The sequence below is a fragment of the Haloferax denitrificans ATCC 35960 genome, from assembly GCF_000337795.1.
GTDB lineage: Archaea > Halobacteriota > Halobacteria > Halobacteriales > Haloferacaceae > Haloferax > Haloferax denitrificans.
Genome location: NZ_AOLP01000018.1, coordinates 97198 through 122615, shown reverse-complemented (window position 1 = coordinate 122615; position 25418 = coordinate 97198). Strand labels below are relative to the sequence as shown.

The window sequence follows — 25418 nt, the reverse complement described above, 5'->3', positions numbered from 1 at the left end:
GCGGGGCGGCCGACGACGGAGCGACGGGCGAGACGCGGGGTCAGTCTGTCAGTCGCCTGAACGCGGCGCGGCCGGCGAGCACCACCCCGCTCCCGAGAATCGCGAGGAGACCGCCGAAGACGACGAGGTACGGGACCGCGTAGGCGACGGCGACGACGAGCGCCCGGAGGGCGACGAACGCGCCGTTGACCGACTCGGAGAACGCCTGCAAGACCGGCGTGTCGTACCAGTTCGCCGGGCCGGGCGGTCGCTCGGACAGCGAGACGCGGACCGTCGAGAGGGCGACGCGGTCTTCGAGCGACTGCTTCTGGGCTTCGAGCCGCTCGATTTCGGTCTGGACTTCGGTCAGGCGCTCTTCGACCGCGAGCACGTCCTCGGTCGTGTTGGCCGACTCGTAGAGGTCGCGGAGGCGGTCGCGCTGGGCGCGGAGGTTGCTCAGCCGCGCTTCGATATCGACCAGTTGGTCGGTCACGTCCTGCGAGTCCGTCTCGACGCGCTCGACCTCACCGAGGTCCTTCATATCGGACATGAACGCCGAGAAGTCCTCGGAGGGGACGCGCACGACGAGTTGGCCCGAGCGGTAGGTGCCGCCGCTCCGGCGGTTGACGTACTCGTTGGAGTCGCTGACGTAACCGCCGTAGGATTCGGCGGTCGATTCGACCGCGTCGCGCGACTCGTTGAACTCGTCGACGGTCAGCTCTATCTGGCCGTTCCTGATGACCGCCCGCCGCTGGACCTGCGGGAGGTCGTCGCCGCCCGCCTGTTCGGCCTCGGCGGAGCCGCCGGTATCGGCGGTGAGCGAGACGCTCTCCGCCCCGCCGGCGCTACCGGCACCACCGTCCGCCGCGCCACCGGTACACCCGGCGAGGAGGACGAGGAGGGCGACCGAGAGAAGTTTCAGTCGGTTGTCCATAGACGACACTCTCGACGTGGGGGATTAATCGTTGGGTAAGCACAAACGGCGACTGTTGCTATCGCGGCCCGCGGGTAGCCGCGGTCGGTCAGTCGGTCGGACGCGACACCGGCTACTCGGCCTCGCGGGGGAGGTTGTCGCGGTGGATGCGCATCTCGCCGCGGGCGCGCATCGTCCCGTCGACGTGCGCGCCGGCTTCGAGCACGAGGTCGTTACAGGACACGTCGCCGAGGACGCGCGCGCCCTCGTGGATGCGGACCTCGCCGTTTCGCGTGGTCACGTCGCCGTGGATGCGCGTCCCGCTCCCGACGACGATGTCGTCGCGGGCGCGGAGGCTCCCGAAGACGTTGTTGTCCTCGGCGAGGTCGATGGACTTCGCGCGGATGTTGCCGTGGATGCGGCAGTCGGAACCGACGTGAGCGGGCGTCGAGACGCGCCACGCGTCGTCGGAGACGGTGGCGTTCCGGGGAATCACGAGCGGGTCGTGCGGCGACTCGCCCGAGAGCGTCTCGGCGAGTTCGTCGGCCGCCTCGTCCTCGCCGAGTCGGAGGAGTTGCGAGAGGACGATGAAGTAGAACACGAGCGTCGGAATCGGGTTGCGGATGACGATCCAGCCGTTGGCCTCGAACCCCTCTTCGATGTCGACGTCGTCGCCGATGTCGAGGTCGCCCGAGACCATCAGGCGGCCGGCGATGTGGACGCGCTCGCCGAGGTAGGCGTCGTTGCCGACGAGGACGTTTCCGGCCACGTCGTCGAGCATGTCGAGTCGGCAGTCGGCCTCGGCCTCGATGTCGCCGCCGAAGGTGACGCGCTCGCCCGCGAGGACGTTCCGGCCGCGGACGCCGAACTCGACGGTGCTCTGCCCGCCGACGACCACGTCGCCGTCGGTGACGAGGTCGTGTTCCTCGACCGTCGTCCCGTCGGGAATTTCGAGCGCATCGAGCGGGTCCGTACCCAGTGACACGCTCCGAACCAACACCCGTGCCGTAATAAACCGTCCGCAAGACAACCGTCAGACACGACGGAGGCCGCCGGTTTCCCGGCGACGACGCGTATTTAACTACGCGCGGGATACAACGAGAGGTATGACGATTCTCTCTTTCGACGACGACGGCGTAGACGTGGTCTACGAGGGAACGGAGTTCCGCCTCGAAAAGACCCTCATCGAGGAGGCCATCGGGAAGTCCTACCCCGACGTGACCGACCACGAGGTGCTGAAAATCGTCGAGAAGGAACCCGCGCTCTCCGGCGAACCCCGGCGCGTCCGCGACATCCTGAACTCGTCGTAGCCGCCCGCTGAACGACCGACCGGAACGCCCGTTTCCCCGCGTATCGCACGCCCGTTTCCCCGCGTATCGCTCTCGAATCACGCGCGCCCGCCGCGCGAACTCAGAACCGAAGCCGCTCTTCCAGGCAGACTTTGACGATGGACTTCCCGATAGCCGCGCCGCCGGCGAAGGGGTCGAGTTTCGTCTCGCCCGCGCGCTCGCGGTAGGGGATGGGCACCTCGGCGATGGTGTAGCCGCGCATCGCGGGGCGGATGAGGAGTTCGGCGGACAGCCCCGTGTTCTCGGTCCACTCGATGTCGTGGAGGAGTTCGCGGCGGTACGCCCGCATGCCGGTGGTCGTGTCGTGGACCGTCGCGCCCATGAGGAAGCTGGCGAGGCGGGCGAACGCGATGTTCCCCGCGCGGTTGAGTCGGGGCATCGTCTCCGCGCCCTTCGTGATTCGGTCGCCGGAGACCACGTCGTAGCCGTCGTTGATGAGGTCGAGGAACTTCGGGAGATACTCCATCGGATAGGTGTCGTCGCAGTCGGTCGTGACGACGACCGGGCGGTCGGGCGCGAGCACCGCGGCCTCGACCGCGACGCCGTACCCCTGCGGCTCCTGTTCGATGACGCGCGCGCCCATCTTGCGGGCGATTTCGGGCGTTCGGTCGTCGGAGCCGTCGACGCAGACGACCTCGGCGCGCCCGTCCGTGACCCGGTCGATGTCGGCCAACACGGACCCGATGGCCTGCTCTTCGTTGTACGTCCCCATCACGACCGCGAGGTCGTCGAAGGTGAACTCGGTCATTGGACGGGGTTATCGACGGCCGCTCTTGAGCGTTTAGGTTTGCCAAAACCGAGAGGGACGCGAGGCCGGGGGTTAGCTCAGTCCGCGGCTGTCGGGCTGGTCTTCCAGCTCTTTGGCGTGGTCGACGAGGTAGTCCATGAGGCGGGTCGCCGACGCCTCCACGTCGTCGAGTTCGTCGCTCGACTGCCCGCTGACGCGGACCGAGAGTTCGTAGAGGTCGAGTTCGACGTGCGGGACGGTCTCGTCGCCGTTGCCGTTGCCATTGCCGTTGTCGCGCTCGTCGGTGCCGCCGTCCGCCGCTCCGACGGCCGCGTCGGCATCGACTGGCTCGTCGCCGTCGGTCGTCTCGGTCGCCTCGGCCGCGTCGGCTTGCGGGGTCGAATCGGCGGTGTCGTCCGCCTCGGGGTCGGCGTCGGGGTCGTCGGTCATGTGCGGCGGGTCGCTTCGGGGGATGAAAAAAGCGCGGGGTTCCGTCACGCTCGCTCGGGTCGGCGGCGCTCGCGCGCTCCCGACCGGAGCGCGAACCTCGACGGCCGACTCAGCCGAGGTCCGCGTCGAGACCCTCGCAGGCGCGGTCGTGGAGGCGGCCGGTGACGGTCTCCATGAGGCGTTCGAGGTTGACCGCGTCCTCGCGGTTGTACGAGACGAGCGTGTCGAGCGACGACTGGTCGCCGCGCTCGTACTCGCGCCAGAGGCGGACGGCGTCGCGCCCGGAGATGTCGGGGCGGTCGCGGTCGATGCCGACGTCTTTCTCGATTTGCTTCAGCCCGCCGGTGAGGTCGAGCGTCCGGCACGGATACATGAGGTCGACGTGCGGCACGTCGATGGAGACGTCGAACGAGGTTTCGAGAAACGGCACGTCGAAGCGCGCGCCGTTGAACGTCGCGATGAGTTTCGCGTCGGCGAACTGCTCGCGGAGGGCGTCGACGGTCAGGTCCTCCCCGCTGACGAGCGTCGTCGTCTCGCCGTCCTGATAGAACGAGACGGTCGTCACCGAGTCGCGCTCGGGCGAGAGGCCGGTCGTCTCGATATCGAAAAAGCACGTCTCGTCGCGGAAGTTCTCGTACAGTCGCCAGCGCTCGCCCGAGGGGAAACAGTCGTCGAAGAACCGCGAGTTACCGTCGTCGAGGTGGGCGGCGGCGTCGGCGATGAACGTCTCGATTCGGTCGCCCGTCTTCGCGCCGACGAGCGAGGCGTCGAACTCGTCCCAGTGGGTCGACCCGGCCCGCCAGAGGTTCCGCTCCGTCCGCTCGCCCACGCCGCGGACGGGGATGAAGCTGTTCTCGATTCGCATGTCCGACAGGGGGGCGTCGGCGACCCTAAATGCGTCGTCTGCGGCCACGACACCCGTCCGGCGTCCCCGCCGCGGGCGTTTTACCCGCAGAGCGCGAAGCCGGAGATATGTGCGGCCGCTACACGCTGTTTACTCCACCGGAGGAACTCGAAACGCGGTTCGACGCGACGCCGACGCGCCCGCTTTCGGCGCGGTACAACTGCGCGCCCGGTCAGGAACTCCCGGTCGTGACCAACGACGCGCCCGCGGAGTTCCGCTTCCTGAAGTGGGGTCTCGTCCCCTCGTGGGCCGACAGCGCGAGCGTCGGCAACGACCGAATCAACGCCCGCGCGGAGACAGTTCGAGAAAAGCGGAGTTTCGCCGACGCCTACGAGGCTCGCCGGTGTCTCGTCCCCGCTGACGGCTTCTACGAGTGGGTCGACCGCGGCGGGGACAAACAGCCCTACCGCGTCGCCTTCGAGGACGACCGCCCGTTCGCCATGGCCGGCCTCTGGGAACGGTGGAAACCCTCGACGAAACAGACCGGCCTCGGCGACTTCGGGAGCGGCGGCCCCTCGCGCGAACAGGAGCCGCTTGAGACGTTCACCGTCGTCACGACCGAGCCGAACGACCTCGTCTCAGAGCTACACCACCGGATGGCGGTCGTTCTCGCCCCCGACGAAGAGGAGACGTGGCTCCACGGCGACCCCGACGAGGCGGCGGCGCTCCTCGACACCTACCCCGACGACGAACTCACGGCGTACCCCGTCTCGACGCGGGTGAACAGCCCCGCCAACGACGGCCCCGACCTGATAGAGCGAGTCGAGGCGTAGCGCGCCGGGTGAGGTCGTCGGCATCCGGCCCTCCCGACGACTTCGACGCGAACCGGCCGGGTTCGACGGGACCTCGAATTTTCCGAACTCGGTCGAACCCGAGAACCGGGATTGTGTATAGCGAGATGCGATATACGAGTCTCGAATCGGACAGTCGGGCAAGCCGACAGAGACCGAAACGCTCGGAGAATCAGCGATTGAGTCGAGCTAACGCGGAAAATCGGAGTTCAAAGAGTCGATAGTGTCGAGCCGTCAACGCCGCAAACGACAGCCACGTCGCGCTCGCGTCTCGGGTGGTTCGTATCGCAGTCGGAAGTACGGGCGGTTGCGGGGGCACGGCCACGACTCCGGTTGTGCAGACGAGTGCGGCGTCGCATTCGAGATTCGGGATGGTCCGCTCGACCGAGTCACCAGCCGAGAGATGGTTCGCTCGAACGGGTCGTCGCCGCCGGACGAGTGAGTCGTCGAATCCGGCCGTTAGCGAGAGCCGAAACCTCGGATTCACGCGACCCCGTCAGGACGGCCACAACGCGCTTGAGCGCCGCTTCACCTGAGATGGGCCCATGCTCCGAGTTACTGTGCTCACCGCGAAGACGAGGGCTGTGAAGGCGTCAAAAGAGACCGAATCGAGCCGGCAAGGACCTCGGTTGGGTTCGTCTTCGAGTGGGTTCGAAACGGCGTCACCCGAGCGGTCGCGTGTTCGAATCAGACAACACTCGCCGGAGTTCTTCGCGACGACACCCCACATAATAACAGATAGAGTCGCTTCGAAACGAAGCCCCGACCGACGACATAGATTCACAGGAAGATAGCAGATATAATCGGTTAAAATTCCGAGTTGAATTTGATTAAATATACTCGTTCGAGAGAACACGGATGACGCGTCGTCCCACGGGTATATTTCTGAGAGAATATGAAGAAAATATGTTCGGAATAATTCAATCTACAGTAGATGTAATAAAACAGAGACAGAACCACCGCTATCCAGATTGTATAATAGTTCAGTAAAATCTGGTGTGAAATAACGAAACCCGTGTAAGTGGTTCTTCCAAGCGCTACTCCGGGGGTAAATGGCGAGAGAATAGCCATCCAAAAATCGAGTATTATCACAGAAAAGAGACGGTGCTGTGCGAAATTCGACCTACTAGAAGCAACAGAACATCGGCCGGTTCTCAGATTCGCTCGAAACGCCCGAAATCGGCGTTCTCCGGGAGAATTTATTATCCGGAATAGTGCATGTAAACTGCCGAAAATACGATTGCAGTATTCAGGATAAGCGCATTTCGCCGCCGAAAATCCGCATGCACTGCTCAGGATAACTTCTCTTATTCTGAACTGTGCCGGTAGATTGAATATCGACCCCCGTGTCGACCCGTTCATGAGCGATGAGGTCGACCGCGCGACGGTGCAAACCTATCTCCCGGCCCACCAGAAGGCCATCTGGAAGGACCACGCGGACCGACTCGGGATGAGCCAGAGCGAATTTGTCAGAACCATGGTACAGGCCGGCCGGCGCGATTTCGACGTTCCGTCGAGGGGCGATGAAGCGGCTACAACCCCCGGGGTTGAAGGGGTGGAAACGGGGCTCCAGAACGACGGTTCAGATCAGGACGGTGGGAGCGAAAATAACGGTGAGTTCGAGGCCCGGATTATCGAGGCGCTCGCGGCCGATTCCCACCGGTCGTGGGACGACCTCGTCGCGGCGCTGACCGACGACATCGAAGACCGCCTCGAATCGACGCTTCAGGAACTGCAGTCGAGCGGTCGAGTCGTGTACAGCGGGCGACACGGCGGCTACACCCTCGCGGAGCGCGATGGCCGCTGAGCGACCCGCCGACGCGGAGGACCCGGTTGGCTACTTCCTACAGGATATGACCTATCACGGGAAGACCGACCGGACCCGCGCCGCCTACGAGCGCGTCCTCCGGGCGTTCGAGTCGTTCCTCGGCGACCCCTCGCGGAACCCCTCCGGGAGCGCTCGGTCGGTCGACGACGCGACCCACCGCGACTGCATGGCGTGGATACACACCCTGCGAAACCGGGATGTCGCGCCGAGCACGGTGGCAACGTACGCCTCCTACCTCCACCGGTTTTACGCCTACATGGCGCAGGTCGGCGCGTTCGACTCCAACCCGATGAGCCTCGTGATGGAGGAGATGGACGAGCGCATCGACACCAACCCCGCCCGACGGGAGCTCTCGGTCCCGCAGATGCGGGGGTTCGTCCGCGAAATCGCCCATCCGCTGGACCACGCGCTGGTGGTCACCCTCCTCAAGACCGGGATGCGCGTCGGCGAACTGTGCAACCTCGACCTTCGAGACGTGTCGCTGGCGGCGGAGGCGGATACACCCGTAAGCGGTGTATCGACCCGCGCCGCCCTCGACGGCCGCGGACCGTCGATATACGTCGCCGCCGACCCGAGCGTCGGGAGCGTCACCAACGGCGAGGAGCGAACCGCCTCCAACAAGCGGAAGCGGTCGACGGTCGTCCCCGTCGACGACGAACTGGAGGACGTTCTGCTTCGCTGGCTGGCGGTTCGGCCGGATTCGCCGTCTCCGGCCGAACCACTTTTCCTCGGTACCGCCTCGGGGTGGGGTCAGCGACTGGACCCCGACGCCGTCCACCACGTCGTCACCGCTCACGCCGCCGACGCCGGCTGGTACCGGGCGGGCGGCGACCGCGAGGAGAACGTCACGCCGCACTACTTCAGGCACTTCTTTACGACCCACCTCCGGGACCGCACCGGCGACCGCGGTATCGTCAAGTACCTCCGCGGCGACGTTGCCGGCGATATCATCGACACGTACACCCACAACTGGGGCGACAGAGTGCGCGAAACGTACGAATCGAACATCTACTCGCTCCGCTGAGGAGCGCGCTCGCTGTTCGAAACGCGACTTGTAAACTACATCTCGCTATATCTAATTGGTTGGTGTCCGACCTATCGCTTGACGCCCGTCGCCTCGATTTGGACGGCGGCGTCGTTCGGGAGTTCGGAGACGCCGACGACGGTCATCGCCGGCCGTCGGGCGGCGAAGTAGGCGTCGTACGCCGACTCGATGGCGTCGATTCGGTCGAGGTCCGTCGTGTAGACCGTCGTTCGGAGCACGTCGTCTAAGTCGAGCCCCGAGCGTTCGACGGCCGCTTCGACGCGTTCGAGCGCGCTCATCGTCTGGCTCTCGACCGACTGGTGGTCGTCGGCCGTCGCTTCCGGTTCGGGGTACTGCGCGTCGAAGAAGACGAGTTGCAGGTTCCGCTTTCGGGCGCCGTAGCCGGCGGTCGCCTTGAAGTGGTCGCTCTCGTACCGGACCGCATCGCCGTTCATGGCCGTTCCTCCGCGGGATTCGTTCGAATCTGGTTCACGGTCGTACTACCCCGCGAGCGGGCATCGCCGTGTCGCTAGCATGTACTAATCCACACAGACGTTCGTTGTGTCCAATAGAGGAGGCTCAAACGGGCGCTTGACTCATACCGAGCTCTTTACCGGCGGAGCGAGAACGACGGCCGAGACCGTGAGTTCGTTGCTCCCGTTGAAACCCGCCGCCGCATCGGTTCGAGACCGAGCCCTGACGCCGCTTCTCGTCGAACTCGACGACGACGACGCGGACGAAGTCCTGTCGGCGCTCTCGTCGGCCACCGCGAGGCGGCTCCTCGCCGCCGTCTACGACGACCCGCGCCCCGCCTCCGAACTGGCCGACGCGCTCGACACGACGCTCCAGACCGTCGGCTACCACGTCGAGCGACTGGTCGACGCTGAGTTGATAGAGCCCGTGACGACGTGGGTCTCCGCGCAGGGCCGCGAGATGGCCGTCTACGGCCCGACCCGCTCCGCCGTCGTCCTCTTTGCGGGCGCGGAGCGAACCGAGTCGAAGCTCTCGTCGGGGCTTCGGACGCTCGTCGCCGGCGTCGGCGTCACGCTGGTCGGAAGCGTCGCCGTGCAGGCGCTGTGGACCGCGCGACGGCCGCAGGTCCGATACGCCGCTCCTGCCCCCACCCCCGCATCGCCGACCCCCGAACCGAGCGTCGCGGAGTTCGTCTCCGCCTTCCTCGCCGGGCCCGGCGCGCTCGTCCTCCTCGTCGGCGTCGTCCTCGCCGTCCTCGTGAGCCTCGGCGCGGTCTGGACTCAAAGGCGCGTTTGAGCCACACACAGGAGGAAGTAACCCCGACGCGTTGGGGTAGCTGTGCAACGACGAACCCTCCTCGCCGCGGCCGGAACCGGCCTCGCGGCGGCGCTGACTGGCTGTACCGCGAGTGCCGGCGACGGCTCCGACGGCTCTGACGACGGAAACTCGACGACCGAATCGACCCCCGGCCCGACGCCGACGCCCGAACCGGTCGAAGCCGTCTCGGTCGCGACCGGCGAGCGCCTCACGACCGTCGTCGGCGACGGACCCGCCAGCGACGACGGGGAGCTGAAACCCCACCACGTCCGCCTCGAAAATCCGGGCGACGAGCCGTGGACCGCCCGCATCGACGTCTCGCGCCCGCTCGGGGCGGGGCACGTAGAGACCTACGAACTCGCCCGCGACGCGACGATGACCGTCTCGCTTCGCGTCCCCGCGGACTACGACGTGACGGTCACCGACATCGACTCGGACGCCGCGGCGACCGACTCGGTCGGGCCCGACGACTTCGACTGTAACCGCTCGTGGACCGCGTTCTCACCCGGCGACGGCGGTGTCTCGGTCTCCGGCGGGTCGACGCGGATGGCCTGCGGACCCCGCGTGGTCGCGGCCGACGACGCGGTCACGGTCGCGCTCGGCGACGGGTCGCTCCCGACCGAGGCCACGAAGCCCCACGGCCTCGCCGTCTCGAATCCGACCGACGCGGCCGAAGTCGTCGAGTTCGCCTACGAGACGCCCGCGGGCGCGGTGGCCTTCGGCGGCACGTACCGCCTCGAACCCGGCGCGCGCGTCGGGGCGTCGTTGACCGAGGCCCGCGAGGTCACGCTTCGCGTCGCTCGGCGGAGCGAGTCGGGCGAGGAGGCGACCGAGACGGTCACCGTCGAGCAGTCGCAGTTCGACTGCAACGCGTCGAGCACGACCGTCTCGCTCACCGACGACGGCGGCTTCGAGTCGCGGACGCTCTCGACGCTGATGTTCTGTGGCGACGCGGAACCGAAAAACGAGTCGTCGACGTAGGGCGTCGGCCAGCGGTTAGACCTTCAGTTCGGTCTCCAACTCGGGCGACGCGATGGCCCGTTTGACCGTCTCCGCGGCCGGCGTCGCCTCCGCGACGTTCTCCATCAGGACCGTCTCGCTCGGGAACAGGTGTTCGCCGAGGACGAGGCCGTGTTCGCGCGCGGTCGACCCGGTCATCGTGAGGTAGACGCCGAGTCCGGTCTCCGCGATTGCGGCCTCCTCTTCGGGCGCGTCGTCCGGGTACGCGAACGTCACGTCGTCGAGACACCGCGTGCCGAGGACCGCCTCCACGAGACGCTCGTAGCGCGGCGAGATGCACAGGTCGCCCGCGTAGTCCGCGACGAAGTCCCGGTCGAGTTCGGAGCCCGGCGGGAGGAGTTCGGGGTCGGCCATGAGCGTGTGATAGACCGTGTCGCCGAGGCCGGAGACGACCCGAACGTCGGTGTCCATCGGGTCGATGCGGGCGTTCACGTCCTCGATGCTCCCGAGCCCCTCGGGGCGGAGCTTCACGACCTCTTCGAGCACGAGGTCGGCGCTGTCGAAGCCGAGGCCGAACTCGTGGGTCCGGAGCGCGCGGAACGGTTCCTCGCGCCCGACGAGGTGGATGTCCACCCCGTCGATTTCGAGGACGACACTGTCGAAGACGATGCGCCGCGGCATGCCGTCTCGGTCGTCGCGCAGGAGCGTGTACTCCGGCGCGGCCGGGTCCGAGAGGTCGCTGTAGTCCGCGAGTCGCTCGTACACGTCATGTTCCGGCTGGGTATGGCCCTTCGTGACCGACTTCTCGTATCGGAGTGTCGAGGTGATTTCGTCCGCCACCTCGGCGATGCTCTCGGTCGTGGCGAACCGTTCGAGCACCGCTTCGAGGGGGCGTCCCTTTCGCGGAACAGCGACGCGCACCGTCTCTGTCATCATCGGAACGTCGGGACGGCCCGCTAAACAGGTTGCGCTTCGGGAAAACGTCTCTCGGGAACGCGGGCGGTCGGGCTACTCCGCGTCGCCGTCGCCGCCGTCGCCGCCGGCGGCCGGGCCGCCGCCCATTCCGGTGCCGAACGCTCCCGCGAGGCGCTCGCGGAAGGTTTCGAGTTCGGCCACGGTGTCGTTCAGCTCCTGGATGTCGTCGCGCAGGGCGTCGATTTCCTCGTCGGCCGCGGCGTCTTCGACCCGCGACTGAACGTCCGCGAGGCGGTCGTCGAGGGACTCGCGCGTCTCCACGATATCCCCGTCGAGTTCGGCGATGTCCTCGCGGATGTCGCCGACTTCGGCGTGGAGCGTCGAGGCCTGCTCGGTCGCTTCGGCGGCGTCGGTTTCGGCTCCTTCGAGCCGGTCGGCGGTCTCGTCCAGCCGACCGGCGATGTCGTCGAGGCGCTCGCGGACCGTCACGAGTTCCTCCTCGCGCTTGGCGAGCGTCTCCTCGACGCTGTCGAGGCGGGCGGAGCCGGCGTCGATGTTGCGCGAGGCGGTTTCGAGCCGCTCGTCGTGGTCGTCGAACCGACCGTCGTGGTCGTCGAGACGGCCCTCGACCGTCTCGAACTGCTCGTTGTGGGATTCGAGCCAGCCGTGGTAGTCGTCGAGCGTGTCGTCCGCGGTTTCGAGGTCGGACGCGAGGCCTTCGAGCCGGCCGTCGTGGTCGTCGAGGCGGCTCTCGGCGTCGGCGACCCGCGTGGCGACGCGGTCGGACCGGTCGTCGACCGTGGCGATGGTCTCTTCGGCCGCGTCGAGCCGGGAGGTCGCGTCGTCGACCGACTCGACCGCGCCGTCGACCATCGAGTCGAGGGCGTCGAGGTCATCGCGGAACGCGGTCATCTCGTCGCGGAACTCGGAGACGAGTTCGCTCCCGGTCCCCTCCTCGTCGACGAACTCCGCGAGCGCGTCGGAGTACGCCGCGAGGTCCTCCATCTGCGACTGGAGGCGGCGGATGCGAACGTCGGTGCTCCGGCGCGTCTCGGCGTCGACCGCCTCGCGGAGGACTTCGATGTCCTCCTCGTCGGCCGCGCCCGACCGAATCTCGGCGGCGAGCGCGCCGACGAGGCCGCCCGCGTCAGGTTCGGGCGCGCTTCCGGCCGGGGTCGCGTCGTCGTCCACGCTCGGTTCGCCGGCCGACGGCTCGGCTTCGGCTTCGATATCGGCGTCTTCGGCGGCTTCAGCCTCGACCTCGGTATCGACATCAGGCTCTTCGAGGTGCGCGGTCACGGCCGGCGCGGTGTCGGTGGCGACCGCGCGCGGGCCGGTCGGTTCGGCGGGGTCGTCGTCGGCCTCCCCGTCGTCGCCGAGCACGTCGGCGTTGGGGGAGGCCGCGGGGACCGACTCGTCGCCGTCGTCGGGCGTCGCGTCGGATTCTCCGTCCTCGTCGTCTCCGCCACTGAAGGCGGCCGCGAGGTCGCCGTCGCTCGGCTCGTCGCCGAGAGCTCCCGCGTCGGCGGTCGCGTCCGTCTCGGCGGCGACGGTGGCTTCGGGCTCAGAATCGGCGTCCGCGGGCGCGTCGAGGACGACTTCCCCTTCGTCCTCCCCGCCCGCGTCGGCGGCGGACGACTCGTCGCGGGGCGGGTCGCGGTTGCCCGCGAGCACGTCCCGGACGATTTGACTGCGGTCTTCGCCGAGGATGTCGTCGATGTCGTCGGGGTCGATGCCGCCGTCGACCGGGATGCGTTCGAGCGTCGGCTCTTCGAGGAAGTCCGTCTGGTCGTGGCCGTCGGTGATGCGGATGCCGTAGACCGTCACGAGCTCCTCGCCGGGGTCGAGCGTCCGCTCGTACTCGACGCGGTGGTCCTTGTAGGCCGTCCAGTTGTCGCTCTCGAAGTCGGGGTGGAACCCGACGCTCTCCATCGGGAACGACTCCGGGATGCGGTCGATGACCCGGATTCGGGTCGCCTCGTCTCGCGTCGAACTGATGACGAACTTGATGGCGGGAACGGGAAACTCGTCGGCGGCGAAGGTCTTTTCGACCGTGACCTCGCCGTCGGAAACCGATGTAACCCCTTCGGACTCGCGGCTCATGGCCGCCACTTTCCCGACATCCATTATAAAACAACCGGGGCCGCGAAGTCGCCTCGCCGCCGTCTCTCGATTCGACGGTTTCGATGCGGCGGCTGTCGGGCGGAGACGGCCGGCACGGAACGGCCGCCCCGCGAAAAACAGCTCGGGAGCGACCTCAGAGGTCGACGCGGTCGCCGATTTCGACGAGTTCGAGCGAGCGCGGGGCCTCGAAGCTCTTGGCGTGGTGGTGCAGTACCTTCGGGTCCGAGGTCATTCCCTTCCACATGTCCCAGTGGGTCGGGACGAGGCGGTCGAGGTCGAGGTCGCTCGCGGCCTCGATAATCTGGTTCTCGTCGTTGTACCACTTCGTGCGGACCGGCTCGCCGGTCTCCTTGTCGGGGATGTTGCCGATGGTCCCGAACGCGAGGATGCCGAGGTCGAGGTCGTAGCGGTCGCCGACGTCGGCGAACTGCTCGGCGGGCTTGGTGTCGCCGCCGTGGATGAACGTGCCCGACTCGTGTTCGAAGACGTAGGCGACCGGATGGCTCGCATCGGGGTCGTAGGCGGGTTCGACGTGGACCGTGAACTCGCCGATGTCGACGCTGTCGCCCTCCGTGACCTCCTCGAACTGGTCGTCAGAGAGGTCGTAGTCGTCGAACCACGCCTCGTCGTCGTAGGCGACCGAAAGCGAGTCGTCGGGGGCGACGAACGTCGCGCCCGTGTTTTCGAGGATGGGTGCCTGACTCGGGCCGTGGACGTGGTCGGTGTGCTCGTGCGTGGCGAGAATCGCGTCCGCCTCGGTCACGTCCTCGGGGTCGAACGGGACGGGAATCATGCGGACCGTCCGCGGCGGGTCGCCGATGCCGACGTACGGGTCGACGAACACCGTCGTCCCCTCGCTACCCTTGATGACGAACCCGTTGCATCCCAGATACCAGATGGCCACCGTCTCGGGGTCGGCCGCCTCGACCGCGCGCGGGAGCCAGTCGCTCCAGTCGCTGACTGTCATAGAGACGTGTCCTCACGCGGGGGGACTAAGCGTTGCGCTCTCCAGTTCGACTCGCCGCGGGCGGTTCCGCACTCGCGCCCTCACGCCCTCCCGCTCTCCGTGCCGTACTCCCACCGAACGGACGGGATCGAACGCAAAATAGACAACAATATCGGGAGATTTGCGATAGAATCGGCCAAGGTTCGAAATAGTTTGAGGACATATGTGGTGTATAAGGTCGTACCCCGGCAAGATATTTAATGTACAAACTCGTGCTATTAGCTACCATGTCAGGAACTCACAAGCAAACGGCGAACTTCTCTTCGATGGCTCGGACGATGCGCGCGTGCGGTGCGTGGGAAGCGGTCTCCCCGCTGGACGACGACTCGCGGCGAACGGACGGGTTCTGACGCGACCGAGCGACACCAGTCCGACTCCGGTCGGGCGACGCGGCCCCGCACTTATCTTCTTCGACGCGGTCCGATATCACATGAGGACGGACGTTAGCCGCGGTACCGACGAACGCCGAGTCGGCACCGACAGCGACACCGACACTGACACCGACACCGACACCCACGAACGCCGAAGAGGGGTCCCACCGTGCGCGTGAGCGTCGTCGGCGGGAGCACCGTCCCCGCCCCGGTCGAGACCATCGCGGAAGACCTGGGTCGCCTGCTCGCCCAGCGCGGCCACACGGTCGTCTGCGGCGGCCTCGGCGGCGTCATGGAGGCGGCCTGTCGCGGCGCGAAGGACGCCGGCGGCACGACCATCGGCGTCCTGCCGGGCGAGGACCGAGACGAGGCGAACCCCTACGTCGACGTGGCCGTCGCGACCGGCCTCGGCCACGCGAGAAACGCGCTCGTCGCGATGAACGGCGACGCCGTCATCGCCGTCGACGGCGGCGGCGGGACGCTCTCCGAAATCGGCTACGCCAGCGTCTTCGACCGCCCGACGGCCGGAATCAGAACCCAACAGGTCGGCTCGCTGGACGGGTTCGAGCCGTGCGACTCGCCGGAGGCCGCCGTCGCGTTCGTCGAAGACGCGGTCTGAGAATTCAGTTCAGTTCAGTTCAGTTCGGTCGCGCTGTTCTGCGCTACGCGTCGGCGACGCCCTCGTCGCGTTCGACGCAGTCGCGGAGCAGGTCGTCGACGACGGTCTCGCGGAACGACTCCCAGTCGGTCGTCGACGCCCACAGCCGGCCCGCGTCCGTCGGTTCGAGCGCGTCGCGGCCGCGCTCGCGCTCGCGTGCCGTGACAAAGCCGTTCGCGGCGAGTCCCTCGACGGCCACGTCGAGCCGCGGGGCGAGCGCGTTCGAGAGCCGCTTTTCGAAGCGGTCACCCGCCACGCTATCGCGAGCGACGCCCACGCAGAACGAATCGAACGCCGACCACGTCTCCTCGTCGCGCGCGCCGGCGACGATACCGTGGTGCTCGGCGCGCTCGCGGAGTTCGGCGGCGACCGCGCGGCGAGTCCGCGGGCGGGAGCGCGGCGGCCCCGTTGCGAGGACGGACAGCACCGCCGCTTCGAGGTCGCCCAGCGGCGAGAGCGCGTGGGCGTCGAGTTCGAGGGCCGACTCGCCGGTCGCCGGGCCGGAGTCGTCGAGTTCGGAGAGGGTCGTCGCGGCCGCCGTGGCCCGCTCGGAGAGGTCGGCCGTCCGCTCGGCGACCGGGCCGGCGGCGGTCGAGAGTTGCGACCGGGTGTCCAGATAGGCGTCGAGGTGCGCCTCGAAGCGGTCGAGCGACTCGAACAGCTCGATGGTCGCCCGGTCTTCGAACTTCCCGAAGCGCGCCTCACAGCTCGTTCGGAAGCGCGCGACCAGTTCGTGGGGGTCGTCTTCGACCGACGCGAGCAGGCGGCTCTCGGCGTCGAGCCACCCGTCGAGCGCGTCGAGGACCGCGTTCGGGTCGCGCGTGTCTTCTGGGTCCGGGCGGGGGGCCTCGGACTCGACGAGGTCGGCCAGCTGTTCGCGGGCGCGGCCGACGTAGGAACTCATCGCGCCCAGCGGCGAGTCACCGCCGGAGCGCGCCCCGCGAGCGCCCGCGGGGCGACGGACGCGAGAGTTCGGACGTGACGGGCGTGACTCGCCGCTGGCCTCGGCGAGCGCGTCGCGCAGGTCCGAAAGCGCGATACGGAGTGGCTGAGCGACGGCCGCGGCCGCGGGGCCGTCGGCGACGCGCCGGAACTCGGCGAACGCGTCGGACGCGGCCTCGACGTCGGCGACGAGCGTCCGGAGGTCGTCGATGGCCGCGAGGTCGGGGCGGCCGGTCGCGGGAACCGTCAGGAGCGAGACGGTCCCGCGGTCGAGGTCGCCGCCGTCGACGAGGGCGGTTCGCGCGGCGTAGAAGGCGGCGGCGACCTGCGGGGGCGCGCCGGCGAGGTTCACCTGCACGTCGCCGTCCGCGGCGGCCTCGCGGAGCAGGTCGGCCGTCGCGGCGTACAGTTCTTCGAAGGAGGCGGTGAAGGGGAGCCGCGCTTCGCTGAGCGTCCCCCGTCCCGCGAGCCGTTCGGAGACGGCTTTCGCGGCGTGGGCGCTCGCGCGCGGCGCGCCGGGCGTACAGTCGTCCGGGTCGCGACCCTGCTCGGGGTCGGCCTCGTCGCGGACCAGACGAACCCAGTCGGCGTCGACGTCGGCGGCTTCGAGCGGGGTGACGACCCGCTGCACGTCGAATCCGAGAACGGGGAGGTGGGTCGTCGGCATCTGTCTGACCAATTCGCTACCTGTACCCTGAATGTTGTGGTGCTCCTGAGAGCCGCCTGTCAGAAGCGGCGACGCGGCGTCAGGACCACGCGCGGTAGAGGTTTCGTCCGACGACGCCGAGGCCGAGCATATCGACGACGAACAGGACGACGCCGCCGAGGACGGGGACGAGCGACAGGACCGCCGCGACGAGCGCGCCGACGACGAGCGAGACGCCCAGCGAGGGCGACCCGCCCGAAGCGACGCCGGTCACGAGCGAGCCGAGGAGGACCGTCGAGACCGCGCCGCCGACGATACTGAGGAGGACGAGCGCGAGGAACCCCGGAATCGCCACGAGGAGGCCGATGATGGTGATTGCGAGGAGGACGAGGACGATGACGCCGCCGATGCCGACGCCGAGGCCCCAGAGGAACGACCCGCCGGGGTCGTCCCGAATCTCGGCGATGGCGTCTCTGGTGTACGCCGGGGCCGCGGCGACGAGGATGCCGCCGACGACGAGGTCGATGAGGAAGCTTCCACCGGCGCGGAACACCGGCGAAATCTGCGGTGCGGATTCGAAGTTCTGCGCGGCGGCGGTTCCCGCGAGCGCGAGGACGCCGAGCAGGCTCAGGAGGGCGGTTCGTGTTCGTGGAGGGACCATACGTGTCCGTGAACGGGCGACCCGTATAGGTATTCTGGAGAGACTGTGAGGAAATCGAACACGTCCGAGACGAGGCGCGACGAGAGAATCGAGACAGGACGTGACACGCGGCGGCGGCGGCGCGCGCGGTCGTTCACCGGCGTCGTGGAGCGTCCCGGCTTACCAGGTACCGTGGAAGGTGTCGAATTCGAGGGAGTCGAGCGGTTCGTCGCCGACGGCGATGCGGTACTCCTGCGGCGTCAGCATCGGCTTGTGGAACCGCGGGCCGTCGTCGGTCGTGATGCGCGGACAGCCGGTGTTGACGAACGCGTCCATGTCGAAGTTGCGGAGGCGGTCCGGCGTCACCTCGTCCATCGTGAGGAGGTAGGCGTTGTCGTTGTCTTCGAGAATCTTCTCGGCGATTTCCATCCGACCTTGGCCGATTTTCGTACAGAAGATGACGCCCCACTTCTCGGCGTCCATCGCCTTGTGGACCGACGCGTAGCGCTGTTTCATGAACTTCCGCGTGTCGGCGATGGTGACGACGTTGTTGACGGGGTCGGCGATGACGACGTTCTTGTCGGGGTGTTCCATCGCGAGGCCGAGCGGGTGGAACTTGCCGCCGCCGACGTAGAGCACGTCGTCGGCCGGGATGTCCGCGGAGGCGTAGTTACAGCCGAGGACCTGTCCCTCGTAGGTGAGGCGGTCGTCGCCCTTGCGGGTCTGGACGGTGTAGCCGCGCTCTTCGAGCCAGTCGCACATCTCCTCGAAGCGGTTCATGTGCTGGGCGGTGGTGACGAGGCCGACCTCGTCGCCCTCGATGTCGTCGAGCGCGTCCTCCATGATGGGGAAGGGGTCGACGTTGGAGAACAGCGGGACGTAGATGATCTTGTCCGACTCCTTCATCGGCGAGTGGCCGAAGTGGACGAACACGTCGGTCCGGCGCATGAGATAGGTGTCGAGGTCGCACGCGCCGTAACACGGCTGACCGGAGAGCATGAACGTCACGTCGTCGTCGCAGAGCTGTCGGAGGTCGTCGGCGACGGCCGGGCCGCGGCGCTTCAGTCCCTCAGGGAACTGGAGGCCGACGCGCTTGGCGTCGCGCTCTTCGACGGCTTCGACGATTCGTTCGAGTTCGTAGTCCCACTCCCGGTCGTGCTTCAGCGACATCCCGGTGTTTCGAAGGTCTCCCTCCGAGGAGGCGTCCTGGCTCATTGCCCCATCGTTGCGGACGGAGCCGTTTAACCACCGCGCTTCCCCACGAATGGGCGTCACACACCCGCACGCGGGTCCGACTCGGTTGGCGTCGGCGACGGGGTCACCCGGTTACCCTCCCGTCACTCGGGGATTCAAGGCTCGCGGCGGCCTACCGCCGTCCATGTCCGACATCCCGCTCGAACACGTCCACGTCGAACCGTCGGAGCCGGGCGACGGACCGGCTCCCGCCGTCGTCTTGCTCCACGGTCGCGGCTCGAACGAACAGGACCTCCTGTCTATCGCACGAGAGTTCCCCGACCACGTCCACGTCGTGAGCCTCCGCGCGCCCGACCGCCTACAGGGCGGCTACACGTGGTACGAACTCGACCTCTCGGAGGGCGGCCTCCACCAGAGCCAGCCGCACGCCGAGCAGTTCGAGCGCTCGCGGAGCCTCGTCCGCGAGGCCGTCGCCGGCGCGGTCGAGGCGTACGACATCGACCCCGACCGAATCGGCCTCCTCGGCTTCAGTCAGGGCGCGATTACCAGCCTCTCGCTCCTCCTCGACGACCCCGACGACTACGCGTGGGTCGTCGCGCTCCACGGCTACCTCGCGGACTCGCACGCCGACCTCGAACCCGAGGGCATCGCCGGCAAGCCGGTGTTCGTCGGCGGCGGGTCGATGGACCAAATCATCCCGGCCTCGCGGGTCGAACGCGCGGCCGAGCGACTCCGCGAACTCGGCGCGGACGTGACCGCGAACGTCTACGGCGCGCCCCACGGCGTCGGCCCGGACGAACTGCAGGACGTGGTCGATTTCGTCGAAGCCCACGTCTGAGCCCTCCGGGGCCGACTGCTCGACGCCTCTCCTTCCCCGTTCGGCAGGTTGAAACCGCTCGCACCCCAACGCGCGGCTATGAGCACGCAGACGACGCGGCTCGAAGAACTCGGGCGCGAACTCGGCGAAGCCATCGCCGACCATCCGAAGTACGAAGCCTACGAGGAGGCGAAGGCCGCCGTCGAAGCCGACGACGACGTGCAGGAACTCATCACCGAGTTCAATCAGCTCCGCGAGGAGTTCAACGTGTCCCGGCAGATGGGCGAAGCGACCCAAGAGGGGCTCCGGAAGGTCCAGGCGGCCCAGGAGGAACTCCACTCCGAACCCGTGATGGAGGAGTACCTCCTCGCGCAGGCCGAACTCGTCGGCGAGTTAGAGAAGATTAACCAGGCCATCTCGGAGCCGCTGTCGGTCGACTTCGGCGGCGAGGCCGGCGGCTGTTGTCACGACTGAGGCCGGCTCGACGGACTCGTTTTCGCCGCAGGTTCAAGTACCAAGCCGGGACCAGCCCCGGCTATGTTGGCAATCGCGGGCGGCAAGGGCGGAAGCGGGAAGACCACCACGACCCTCGGACTGGCGAGCGCGCTCGACGGCCCGGTGCTCGCCGTCGACGCCGACAGGGACATGCCGAACCTCCACGCGATGGCCGGCGTCGAACGCCCGGTGGACGCCGCGCCGGGCGCACCCGTCCGAGAGCCGTCGGTCCGGTCGCATCCGACTGACCCGACCGTCTCGGTGCTACCAGCACCCACCGGGACCGACGACGACGCCTTCGAGCGGTGGCTCCGAACCGCCGCGGACGACGAGCGGCGGGCGGTCGTCGACTGCCCCGCGGGGGCCGGCCCCGACGCCGCCGTCCCGCTCCGCGTCGCCGACGGCGTGGTCGTCGTGTCGCCGCTGTGCGCGCCGGCGCTCCGCGACGCCGCGAAGACGGCCGCGATGGCGCGGGCGCTCGGCACCCCCGTCGTCGGATGTGTCGTCTCGCGGTCACGAATGGCTCCCGAGGCGGTGTCCGACCTCGTGGGCGCACCGGTGCTCGGGACCGTTCCGGAGGAGTCGTCGCCAGTCCTCACTCGCCCGACAGTTCGGGCGGCGTACAGTCGAATAGCCGACAGGATTCCGGGGAAGGAGTAATATGAGTCACCGCCTAACACATGAGCATGTCTCGACTGGCGACGGGAATCGACGTGCTCGACCGCCAACTCGGCGGGGGCATTCCTGCGGGGAGCATCGTCCTCCTCGCCGCCGACCCGGCCAGCCAGTCTGAACTGTTTCTCCACGAGCTGACGACCACGCGGGGGACGCTGTGGCTGACGACGATTCGCTCCGAGCAGGCGGTCACCGACGCGCTGGAGCGAAACCCGGTCCCGACCGGGAACCCCACCGTGCGCGACGTGGGCGGCGACGCCCCGCTGGACGCCGCGAGCAGTCTGGTCCGCGACCTCCCGGAGGGCGCGAACCTCGTCATCGACGTGGTCGACGTGCTCGAACGGAGCGAGCCGCCCCGCTACCGGCGCTTTCTCAACGACCTCCAGACCCACATGGTCAACACACAGGGGCTGACCGTCCTCCACGGCCTGAAAGGCGAGACGATTCCCGACAACCGCGACCTGACCGAGCACATGGCCGACGTGGTGTTCGACCTCGACACGAAGATCGACGGCTCGGAAATCGTCAACCGACTCGCGGTCCCCAAGTTCCGCGGGGGCCGCGCGCTCAACGAGACCATCAAGCTCCGGCTGGCCGAGCGCGTCACCGTCGACACCAGCCGCGACATCGCCTGACCTGAGAGTCGCGTCCGGCCGGCTGGGGTCGCTTAGAACACGAAGAAACCGAACGTGGCGAGCGTGACGGCCGCGGTGAGCGCCATCCACGTCCGAGCGGACAGCGCCGCGCCGCGGGAGAAGACGTAGGCGAAGTACGGTGCGAGCGGGGAGAGGCGGTAGACGAACGGCACCTCGATGCCGACGCCGTATTCGAGCGAGAGGGTCAATGCGACGGTACAGAGCCCGGCGACGAGCGCGACTTTCACGTCAGTGAGGTCGCGGAACTGGTCCGTCGCGGCGTCGTCTGACGAAGCCATAGCTACGAGGCGGTCGGAAGGCGAGTATCAAGAAGCCGCCGATTCGCCGGGAGAGCGAGGGCGGCGGACTCGCTTACTCTTCGTCGGCGTCGAGTTCCGCGGCGAGTTCGTCGGCGTCGATGTCGACGTCCTCGATTGCCTCTTCGATGTCGGCGCCGCCCGCGCCGCCCATCATACCGCCGAGGCCGCCCATGCCGCCCATGCCGCCCTCGATGGTCTCTTGGACGATGACGCGGTCGATGTCCAGCCGCTGCATGATGTCCTGCGCGATCTGTTGCTTGGAGAACATCCACTGCTGGTTCATCGTCATCTGCGGCGTCGCCTCGATGTAGAGCGTGTCCTTCTCGACGGTGACGGTCTCCGTCTCGGGCTCGGCATCTTCATCCTCGTCGTCGTCGGACTCGACGACCTGCTCCTCTTCGACCTCGTCCGTCTGAATCCAGACTTCGGGGGCCTGCTGGAGGTACATGCCGAGGAGGCCGGAGGCCTGCTCCTCGCGGTCGTCGACGAGTTCGAGCACTTCGTACTCGTATTCGAGGTCCTCGCCGGCGAGGGGGTGGTTGAAGTTGACGCGGGCGCGACCGCCGATGATGGTCTCCAGACGGCCCTGGTCGCCGTCGATGGTGACCTGCGCGCCGGGGTAGCGGTCGTCCTCGTCGATCTTGTTGGCGCTGACCGTGCGCACTTCGTCCTCGTCGTACTCGCCGAAGGCGTCGACCGCCGGAATCTCGACGGTACCCTCGTCGCCCGCCTCGGCACCGATGAGGGCCTCGTCGACCTCGGGGAAGACGTGGCCGGCACCGACGATGACGACGCGGGGCTCGAACTCGTAGCCCTCGACGTCTATCTCGGCCTCTTCGGCCACTTCTTTGTCCGTCGTGTCGACGACGTCGCCGTCCTCGATCGTTCGCACCGTGTACGCGAGGCGGACGAAGTCGCCGTCCTGAATACCGGACTCGACCTCTTCATCGACCTGCTCGGCCTCCGCCTGCTGTTCGTCGCTCATACACGCTACGTGACTCGTGCGACCCTTAAGAATCACGTTTCGCCGTCGCGACGCGTTCGAGGCGGCCGACCGCCGGGAACTCGACCCCGAGGGCCGCTGTGTGGTCGAATCGCTTATATCATTGTCAATAGTTATAGAAAACGAGGCGTGTTCACATGGCACAGACTGGCTTGTTCCTCGGGTTCGTCCTCGGCGTCGTACTGCTGGCGCTCACCGTGTTTCTGACCGGTCGCGGTTGGCGACAGTACTCCGTCACGAGCGTGCCGATGCCGACCGGTGGCGGCTCGTCGGGGCGCGCGGGCGGAAGCGATACCGAGAGCGGAGCCGCCGCTGGCCGCTGGGCCGACGACCCGACGGTCCTGTCGCTCGTCTTCGTCCTCGCGGCGCTCGGGTTCGGCGCGGTGGCGGTGCTTTTCGTCGGCGGAAGCGCAATCCCCGAGGGCGTGTCGAACGCCGCGGGGCCGGTCCTCGTCGCCGGGACGCTCACCGTCGTCGTCGCGTACCTCTTCTACGGGACGTACCACGCCGCGCGGGGGCGCGGACTGACGCGGTCGCAGGCGACGCTCCTCGGGTCGTGGGTGCTCGGCCTGCTGTCCGTCGTCGGCATCGTGCTCAGGTTGGTGGGATTCCTCTGAGATGGCGACCTCGTACGCGGGGCGGCTCGACCCCCGACACGCGCCGCGGCTGTGGTGGCTCGCGGCGCTCTGCTGGGTCGAGGCGCTCGCCGTCGGGGCGTATCTCTCCGCCGCGCCGGAGCGCGTCGAGAGCCTCCGATACCTGTTGTACCCGCTCGTCTGGATAACCGTCGGCGCGGCGGCCGTCCTCTGGACCGACCCGCCGCGGGCGAGCGGCCGGGCGCGACTCGTCGCCGGCGCGGTCGCAGTCGCGTACTTCGTCGTCCTCGCGTCGCTGGCCGGGTTGGTGTCCGTGGACCTCGGCGCGCTTTTCGGCGGGAGCCACGGTCACGTCGCCGCCGCGCACCACCCGCTCGGCTGGCAGTTCTCGCTCGCCGCGCCGGGATGGGGGCCGCGAGTGGGCTACGCCGGCGAAGTCGTCTCCGCGACGTTCGTCCCGTACCGCGTCGCCGGCTACCTCGCGCTCGCGTACCTCGTCTACGCCGCCGTCCTCGACGCGGCGAAGCGCGCGCTCTCGGGGGCGCTCGGACTCGTCTCGTGCGTCGGCTGTACCGTCCCGCTCGTCGGCGGGCTCACCGCGGGGGCGGCCGGCGGCACCGGCGTCGTGAGCGCGCTCCGGGCGCTCTCGGTCGACATCTCGACGCTGGTGTTCGTCGTCGCCGTCGCCCTGCTCGCGTTCGGGCCGGCGCTGGCGGAGCGGGCGCGGCGATGAGCCGACGCGCCGCGGGGGCGGTCCGCGCCGGAGGTCGACGCGGCGCAGTCTGGACCGCGGCGCTCGCGGTCGCCTCGGTCGCTTTTTCGACTCCGGCGCTCGCGCACGCCGGCTCGCTGGCCGGGTCGCTCCGCTCCGTTCCGGCCCCGTTCTGGCTCGTCGTCGTCTCCGGCGGCGGCGTCGTCTGCGTCTCGTTCCTGCTTTCGGCGTTCGTCACCGACGACGAGACGCTCGACGCCTTCGGGCGCGCGGGCGTCCGAATCGGAGGACTCGCCGGGGGCGTCGCGACCGCGGCGGCCGCGCTCAGGCTCCTCGGCGTCGCCGCGCTCGTCCTCGTCGTCGCCTTCGGGCTGTTCGGGCCGCCCGTGGGCATCGCCAACCTCGGCGTCCTGCTCGTCTGGGTCGGCTGGTGGGCCGGGTTCACGATGGTCACCTACCTCGTCGGGAACGCGTGGCCGCTCGTGAACCCGTGGCGGACGCTCGGCGCGGCGCTTCGGGGTCGGCTCGGGAGCGACTGGGGGCTGTCGCGGCCGTACCCCGACCGACTCGGGTCGTGGCCGAGCGTCGCCGGTCTGCTCGGACTCGTCTGGCTGGAGGTCGTCAGCCCGCTCGCGGCGGACCCGCGCGCGCTCGCAGTCGTGGTCGTCGCGTACAGCCTCGGCACCATCGGCGGCGCGGTCGTCTACGGCGACGCATGGTTCCGCCGCGCCGACCCCGTGGCGCGGGTGTTCCGGCTGTACGGCCTGCTCGCGCCGGTCCGGCGGGGCGACGACGGCGGCCTCTCGATTTCGGTTCCCGGCGCGGGACTGGCGCGCACCCGCGAGCGACTCGGTGCCGACGACGTGGCGTTCGTCGTCGCGCTCCTCTGGGTGACGACGTTCGACGGCCTCGTCGTCACCGTCGCGTGGGGCCGCGTCCTCGACGCCGCGGCTCCGGTCCCCGCGTGGCTCGTGAACCTCGTCGGAATCGTCGCGGGCTTTCTCGTCTTCCTCGGCGGCTACCGACTGGCCGCGCGGGTCGCCCGCGGAACCGCCGACACGTACGTGACCGTCGGCTTCGTCGCCGGCTGGTTCGCGCCCGCGTTGGTCCCCATCGCCGCCGGCTACCACCTCGCGCACTTCCTCGGCTACGTCGTCGGCCTCGCGCCCGCGCTGGTCGCGGTCGCGGCCTCGCCCTTGTCCCCGCCCGCGAACCCCTCGGTGCTGGCCGCGCCGGCGTGGTTCGGCGGCCTCCAGTTGGCGTTCGTCGTCCTCGGCCACCTGCTTTCGGTGTGGGTCGCCCACGCCCGCGCGTTCGACCTCTTTCCGGGTCGCCTGCAACCGCTCCGAAGCGAGTACCCCTTCGTCGCCGTCACGGTCTGCTACACGATGGCGAGCCTGTGGGTCGTCGCCCAACCGACGGTCGGAGGTGTCGCGGGATGAGTCGCGAAGTGA

General features: G+C 68.4%; 29 protein-coding genes. 15 read left to right on the top strand and 14 right to left on the bottom strand.

Annotated elements, in window-relative coordinates:
- Positions 1 to 40: 40 nt before the first annotated feature.
- Both C438_RS15680 and C438_RS15675 read right to left on the bottom strand, forming a co-directional pair.
- The gene (locus C438_RS15680) at positions 41 to 913 is read right to left on the bottom strand and encodes a DUF4349 domain-containing protein (protein WP_004970642.1); all 873 of its coding nucleotides are present in this window, start codon (positions 911 to 913) and stop codon (positions 41 to 43) included.
- A gap of 112 nt (positions 914 to 1025) precedes the next feature.
- Positions 1026 to 1877, bottom strand: a complete 852-nt coding sequence (locus C438_RS15675; RefSeq protein ID WP_004970640.1) for a polymer-forming cytoskeletal protein — start codon at positions 1875 to 1877, stop codon at positions 1026 to 1028.
- Positions 1878 to 1998: 121 nt separating this feature from the next.
- On the opposite strand from C438_RS15675, the gene C438_RS15670 reads away from it, so the two are divergent.
- The gene (locus tag C438_RS15670; RefSeq protein WP_004970639.1) at positions 1999 to 2202 is read left to right on the top strand and encodes a DUF5800 family protein; all 204 of its coding nucleotides are present in this window, start codon (positions 1999 to 2001) and stop codon (positions 2200 to 2202) included.
- Positions 2203 to 2302: 100 nt separating this feature from the next.
- On the opposite strand, the gene C438_RS15665 is transcribed toward C438_RS15670, so the two are convergent.
- The 3 genes from C438_RS15665 to C438_RS15655 form a co-directional block, all read right to left on the bottom strand.
- Positions 2303 to 2989: a dolichyl-phosphate hexose transferase gene (locus tag C438_RS15665; RefSeq protein ID WP_004970637.1), complete on the bottom strand. Its 687-nt coding sequence runs from the start codon at positions 2987 to 2989 to the stop codon at positions 2303 to 2305.
- A gap of 72 nt (positions 2990 to 3061) precedes the next feature.
- Positions 3062 to 3418, bottom strand: coding sequence for a hypothetical protein (locus C438_RS15660; RefSeq protein WP_004970636.1), 357 nt, complete (start codon positions 3416 to 3418; stop codon positions 3062 to 3064).
- Positions 3419 to 3527: 109 nt separating this feature from the next.
- Complete coding sequence (locus C438_RS15655; RefSeq protein ID WP_004970635.1) at positions 3528 to 4283, bottom strand: ribonuclease H-like domain-containing protein; 756 nt, start codon at positions 4281 to 4283, stop codon at positions 3528 to 3530.
- Between the two features lie 107 nt (positions 4284 to 4390).
- On the opposite strand from C438_RS15655, the gene C438_RS15650 reads away from it, so the two are divergent.
- The 3 genes from C438_RS15650 (at position 4391) to C438_RS15640 (ending at position 7965) form a co-directional block, all read left to right on the top strand.
- Positions 4391 to 5095 (top strand): SOS response-associated peptidase, encoded by a 705-nt coding sequence (locus C438_RS15650; protein ID WP_004970634.1) that lies wholly within the window; start codon positions 4391 to 4393, stop codon positions 5093 to 5095.
- Positions 5096 to 6473: 1378 nt separating this feature from the next.
- Positions 6474 to 6920: a DUF5805 domain-containing protein gene (locus C438_RS15645; RefSeq protein ID WP_004970633.1), complete on the top strand. Its 447-nt coding sequence runs from the start codon at positions 6474 to 6476 to the stop codon at positions 6918 to 6920.
- Positions 6910 to 7965, top strand: coding sequence for a tyrosine-type recombinase/integrase (locus C438_RS15640; RefSeq protein ID WP_004970632.1), 1056 nt, complete (start codon positions 6910 to 6912; stop codon positions 7963 to 7965). The genes C438_RS15645 and C438_RS15640 overlap by 11 nt, the downstream gene beginning before the upstream one ends.
- A 71-nt stretch (positions 7966 to 8036) precedes the next feature.
- Here the strand turns inward: C438_RS15640 and C438_RS15635 are convergent, their stop codons facing one another.
- A complete protein-coding gene (locus tag C438_RS15635; protein WP_004970631.1) occupies positions 8037 to 8420 on the bottom strand; it encodes a RidA family protein in 384 nt (127 codons plus the stop codon).
- A 187-nt stretch (positions 8421 to 8607) separates the two neighbouring features.
- Between C438_RS15635 and C438_RS15630 the strand changes: the two genes are divergently transcribed.
- Positions 8608 to 9234, top strand: coding sequence for an ArsR/SmtB family transcription factor (locus tag C438_RS15630; RefSeq protein ID WP_004970630.1), 627 nt, complete (start codon positions 8608 to 8610; stop codon positions 9232 to 9234).
- Positions 9235 to 9276: 42 nt separating this feature from the next.
- Entirely contained in the window at positions 9277 to 10236 is a 960-nt protein-coding gene (locus C438_RS15625; RefSeq protein WP_004970629.1) for a hypothetical protein, read from the top strand.
- A 15-nt stretch (positions 10237 to 10251) separates the two neighbouring features.
- Here C438_RS15625 and C438_RS15620 read toward each other — a convergent pair whose 3' ends face one another.
- The 3 genes from C438_RS15620 to C438_RS15610 form a co-directional block, all read right to left on the bottom strand.
- Positions 10252 to 11148 carry a hypothetical protein gene (locus tag C438_RS15620; RefSeq protein ID WP_004970628.1) on the bottom strand — a complete coding sequence of 299 codons (897 nt, stop codon included), beginning with the start codon at positions 11146 to 11148 and terminating at the stop codon, positions 10252 to 10254.
- Positions 11149 to 11223: 75 nt separating this feature from the next.
- A complete protein-coding gene (locus C438_RS15615) occupies positions 11224 to 13233 on the bottom strand; it encodes a hypothetical protein (RefSeq protein ID WP_004970627.1) in 2010 nt (669 codons plus the stop codon).
- A 154-nt stretch (positions 13234 to 13387) separates the two neighbouring features.
- Complete coding sequence (locus C438_RS15610) at positions 13388 to 14221, bottom strand: MBL fold metallo-hydrolase (RefSeq protein ID WP_004970626.1); 834 nt, start codon at positions 14219 to 14221, stop codon at positions 13388 to 13390.
- Between the two features lie 266 nt (positions 14222 to 14487).
- On the opposite strand from C438_RS15610, the gene C438_RS20120 reads away from it, so the two are divergent.
- Together C438_RS20120 and C438_RS15605 are read left to right on the top strand one after the other, a co-directional pair.
- A complete protein-coding gene (locus tag C438_RS20120; protein WP_275039886.1) occupies positions 14488 to 14610 on the top strand; it encodes a hypothetical protein in 123 nt (40 codons plus the stop codon).
- 190 nt (positions 14611 to 14800) lie between these two features.
- Complete coding sequence (locus C438_RS15605) at positions 14801 to 15250, top strand: TIGR00725 family protein (protein WP_004970624.1); 450 nt, start codon at positions 14801 to 14803, stop codon at positions 15248 to 15250.
- Positions 15251 to 15293: 43 nt separating this feature from the next.
- Here the strand turns inward: C438_RS15605 and C438_RS15600 are convergent, their stop codons facing one another.
- The 3 genes from C438_RS15600 to dph2 form a co-directional block, all read right to left on the bottom strand.
- Positions 15294 to 16898, bottom strand: coding sequence for a hypothetical protein (locus C438_RS15600; RefSeq protein WP_004970623.1), 1605 nt, complete (start codon positions 16896 to 16898; stop codon positions 15294 to 15296).
- A 79-nt stretch (positions 16899 to 16977) separates the two neighbouring features.
- A complete protein-coding gene (locus C438_RS15595) occupies positions 16978 to 17538 on the bottom strand; it encodes a hypothetical protein (RefSeq protein WP_004970622.1) in 561 nt (186 codons plus the stop codon).
- A 159-nt stretch (positions 17539 to 17697) separates the two neighbouring features.
- The gene (gene dph2 / locus C438_RS15590) at positions 17698 to 18732 is read right to left on the bottom strand and encodes a diphthamide biosynthesis enzyme Dph2 (protein ID WP_004970621.1); all 1035 of its coding nucleotides are present in this window, start codon (positions 18730 to 18732) and stop codon (positions 17698 to 17700) included.
- A gap of 163 nt (positions 18733 to 18895) precedes the next feature.
- Here dph2 and C438_RS15585 point away from each other — a divergent pair, with 163 nt between their 5' ends.
- The 4 genes from C438_RS15585 (at position 18896) to C438_RS15570 (ending at position 21333) form a co-directional block, all read left to right on the top strand.
- Positions 18896 to 19549 carry an alpha/beta hydrolase gene (locus C438_RS15585; RefSeq protein WP_004970620.1) on the top strand — a complete coding sequence of 218 codons (654 nt, stop codon included), beginning with the start codon at positions 18896 to 18898 and terminating at the stop codon, positions 19547 to 19549.
- Positions 19550 to 19627: 78 nt separating this feature from the next.
- Positions 19628 to 20002, top strand: a complete 375-nt coding sequence (locus tag C438_RS15580) for a YlbF family regulator (RefSeq protein WP_004970619.1) — start codon at positions 19628 to 19630, stop codon at positions 20000 to 20002.
- A 63-nt stretch (positions 20003 to 20065) separates the two neighbouring features.
- The gene (locus tag C438_RS15575; RefSeq protein ID WP_004970618.1) at positions 20066 to 20683 is read left to right on the top strand and encodes a MinD/ParA family ATP-binding protein; all 618 of its coding nucleotides are present in this window, start codon (positions 20066 to 20068) and stop codon (positions 20681 to 20683) included.
- A 26-nt stretch (positions 20684 to 20709) separates the two neighbouring features.
- Positions 20710 to 21333, top strand: coding sequence for an RAD55 family ATPase (locus C438_RS15570; protein ID WP_049918148.1), 624 nt, complete (start codon positions 20710 to 20712; stop codon positions 21331 to 21333).
- A 32-nt stretch (positions 21334 to 21365) separates the two neighbouring features.
- Here the strand turns inward: C438_RS15570 and C438_RS15565 are convergent, their stop codons facing one another.
- Both C438_RS15565 and C438_RS15560 read right to left on the bottom strand, forming a co-directional pair.
- The gene (locus C438_RS15565; protein WP_004970616.1) at positions 21366 to 21632 is read right to left on the bottom strand and encodes a hypothetical protein; all 267 of its coding nucleotides are present in this window, start codon (positions 21630 to 21632) and stop codon (positions 21366 to 21368) included.
- Between the two features lie 73 nt (positions 21633 to 21705).
- Positions 21706 to 22638 (bottom strand): FKBP-type peptidyl-prolyl cis-trans isomerase, encoded by a 933-nt coding sequence (locus C438_RS15560; protein WP_004970615.1) that lies wholly within the window; start codon positions 22636 to 22638, stop codon positions 21706 to 21708.
- Between the two features lie 155 nt (positions 22639 to 22793).
- Here C438_RS15560 and C438_RS15555 point away from each other — a divergent pair, with 155 nt between their 5' ends.
- From C438_RS15555 to C438_RS15545, 3 genes are read left to right on the top strand one after another with little or no spacing between them, the layout of a single operon-like run.
- Positions 22794 to 23273 (top strand): hypothetical protein, encoded by a 480-nt coding sequence (locus C438_RS15555; protein ID WP_004970614.1) that lies wholly within the window; start codon positions 22794 to 22796, stop codon positions 23271 to 23273.
- Between the two features lies 1 nt (position 23274).
- Entirely contained in the window at positions 23275 to 23985 is a 711-nt protein-coding gene (locus tag C438_RS15550; protein WP_004970613.1) for a DUF7546 family protein, read from the top strand.
- Positions 23982 to 25406 (top strand): hypothetical protein, encoded by a 1425-nt coding sequence (locus C438_RS15545; RefSeq protein WP_004970612.1) that lies wholly within the window; start codon positions 23982 to 23984, stop codon positions 25404 to 25406. The genes C438_RS15550 and C438_RS15545 overlap by 4 nt, the downstream gene beginning before the upstream one ends.
- The last annotated feature ends 12 nt before the right edge of the window (positions 25407 to 25418 follow it).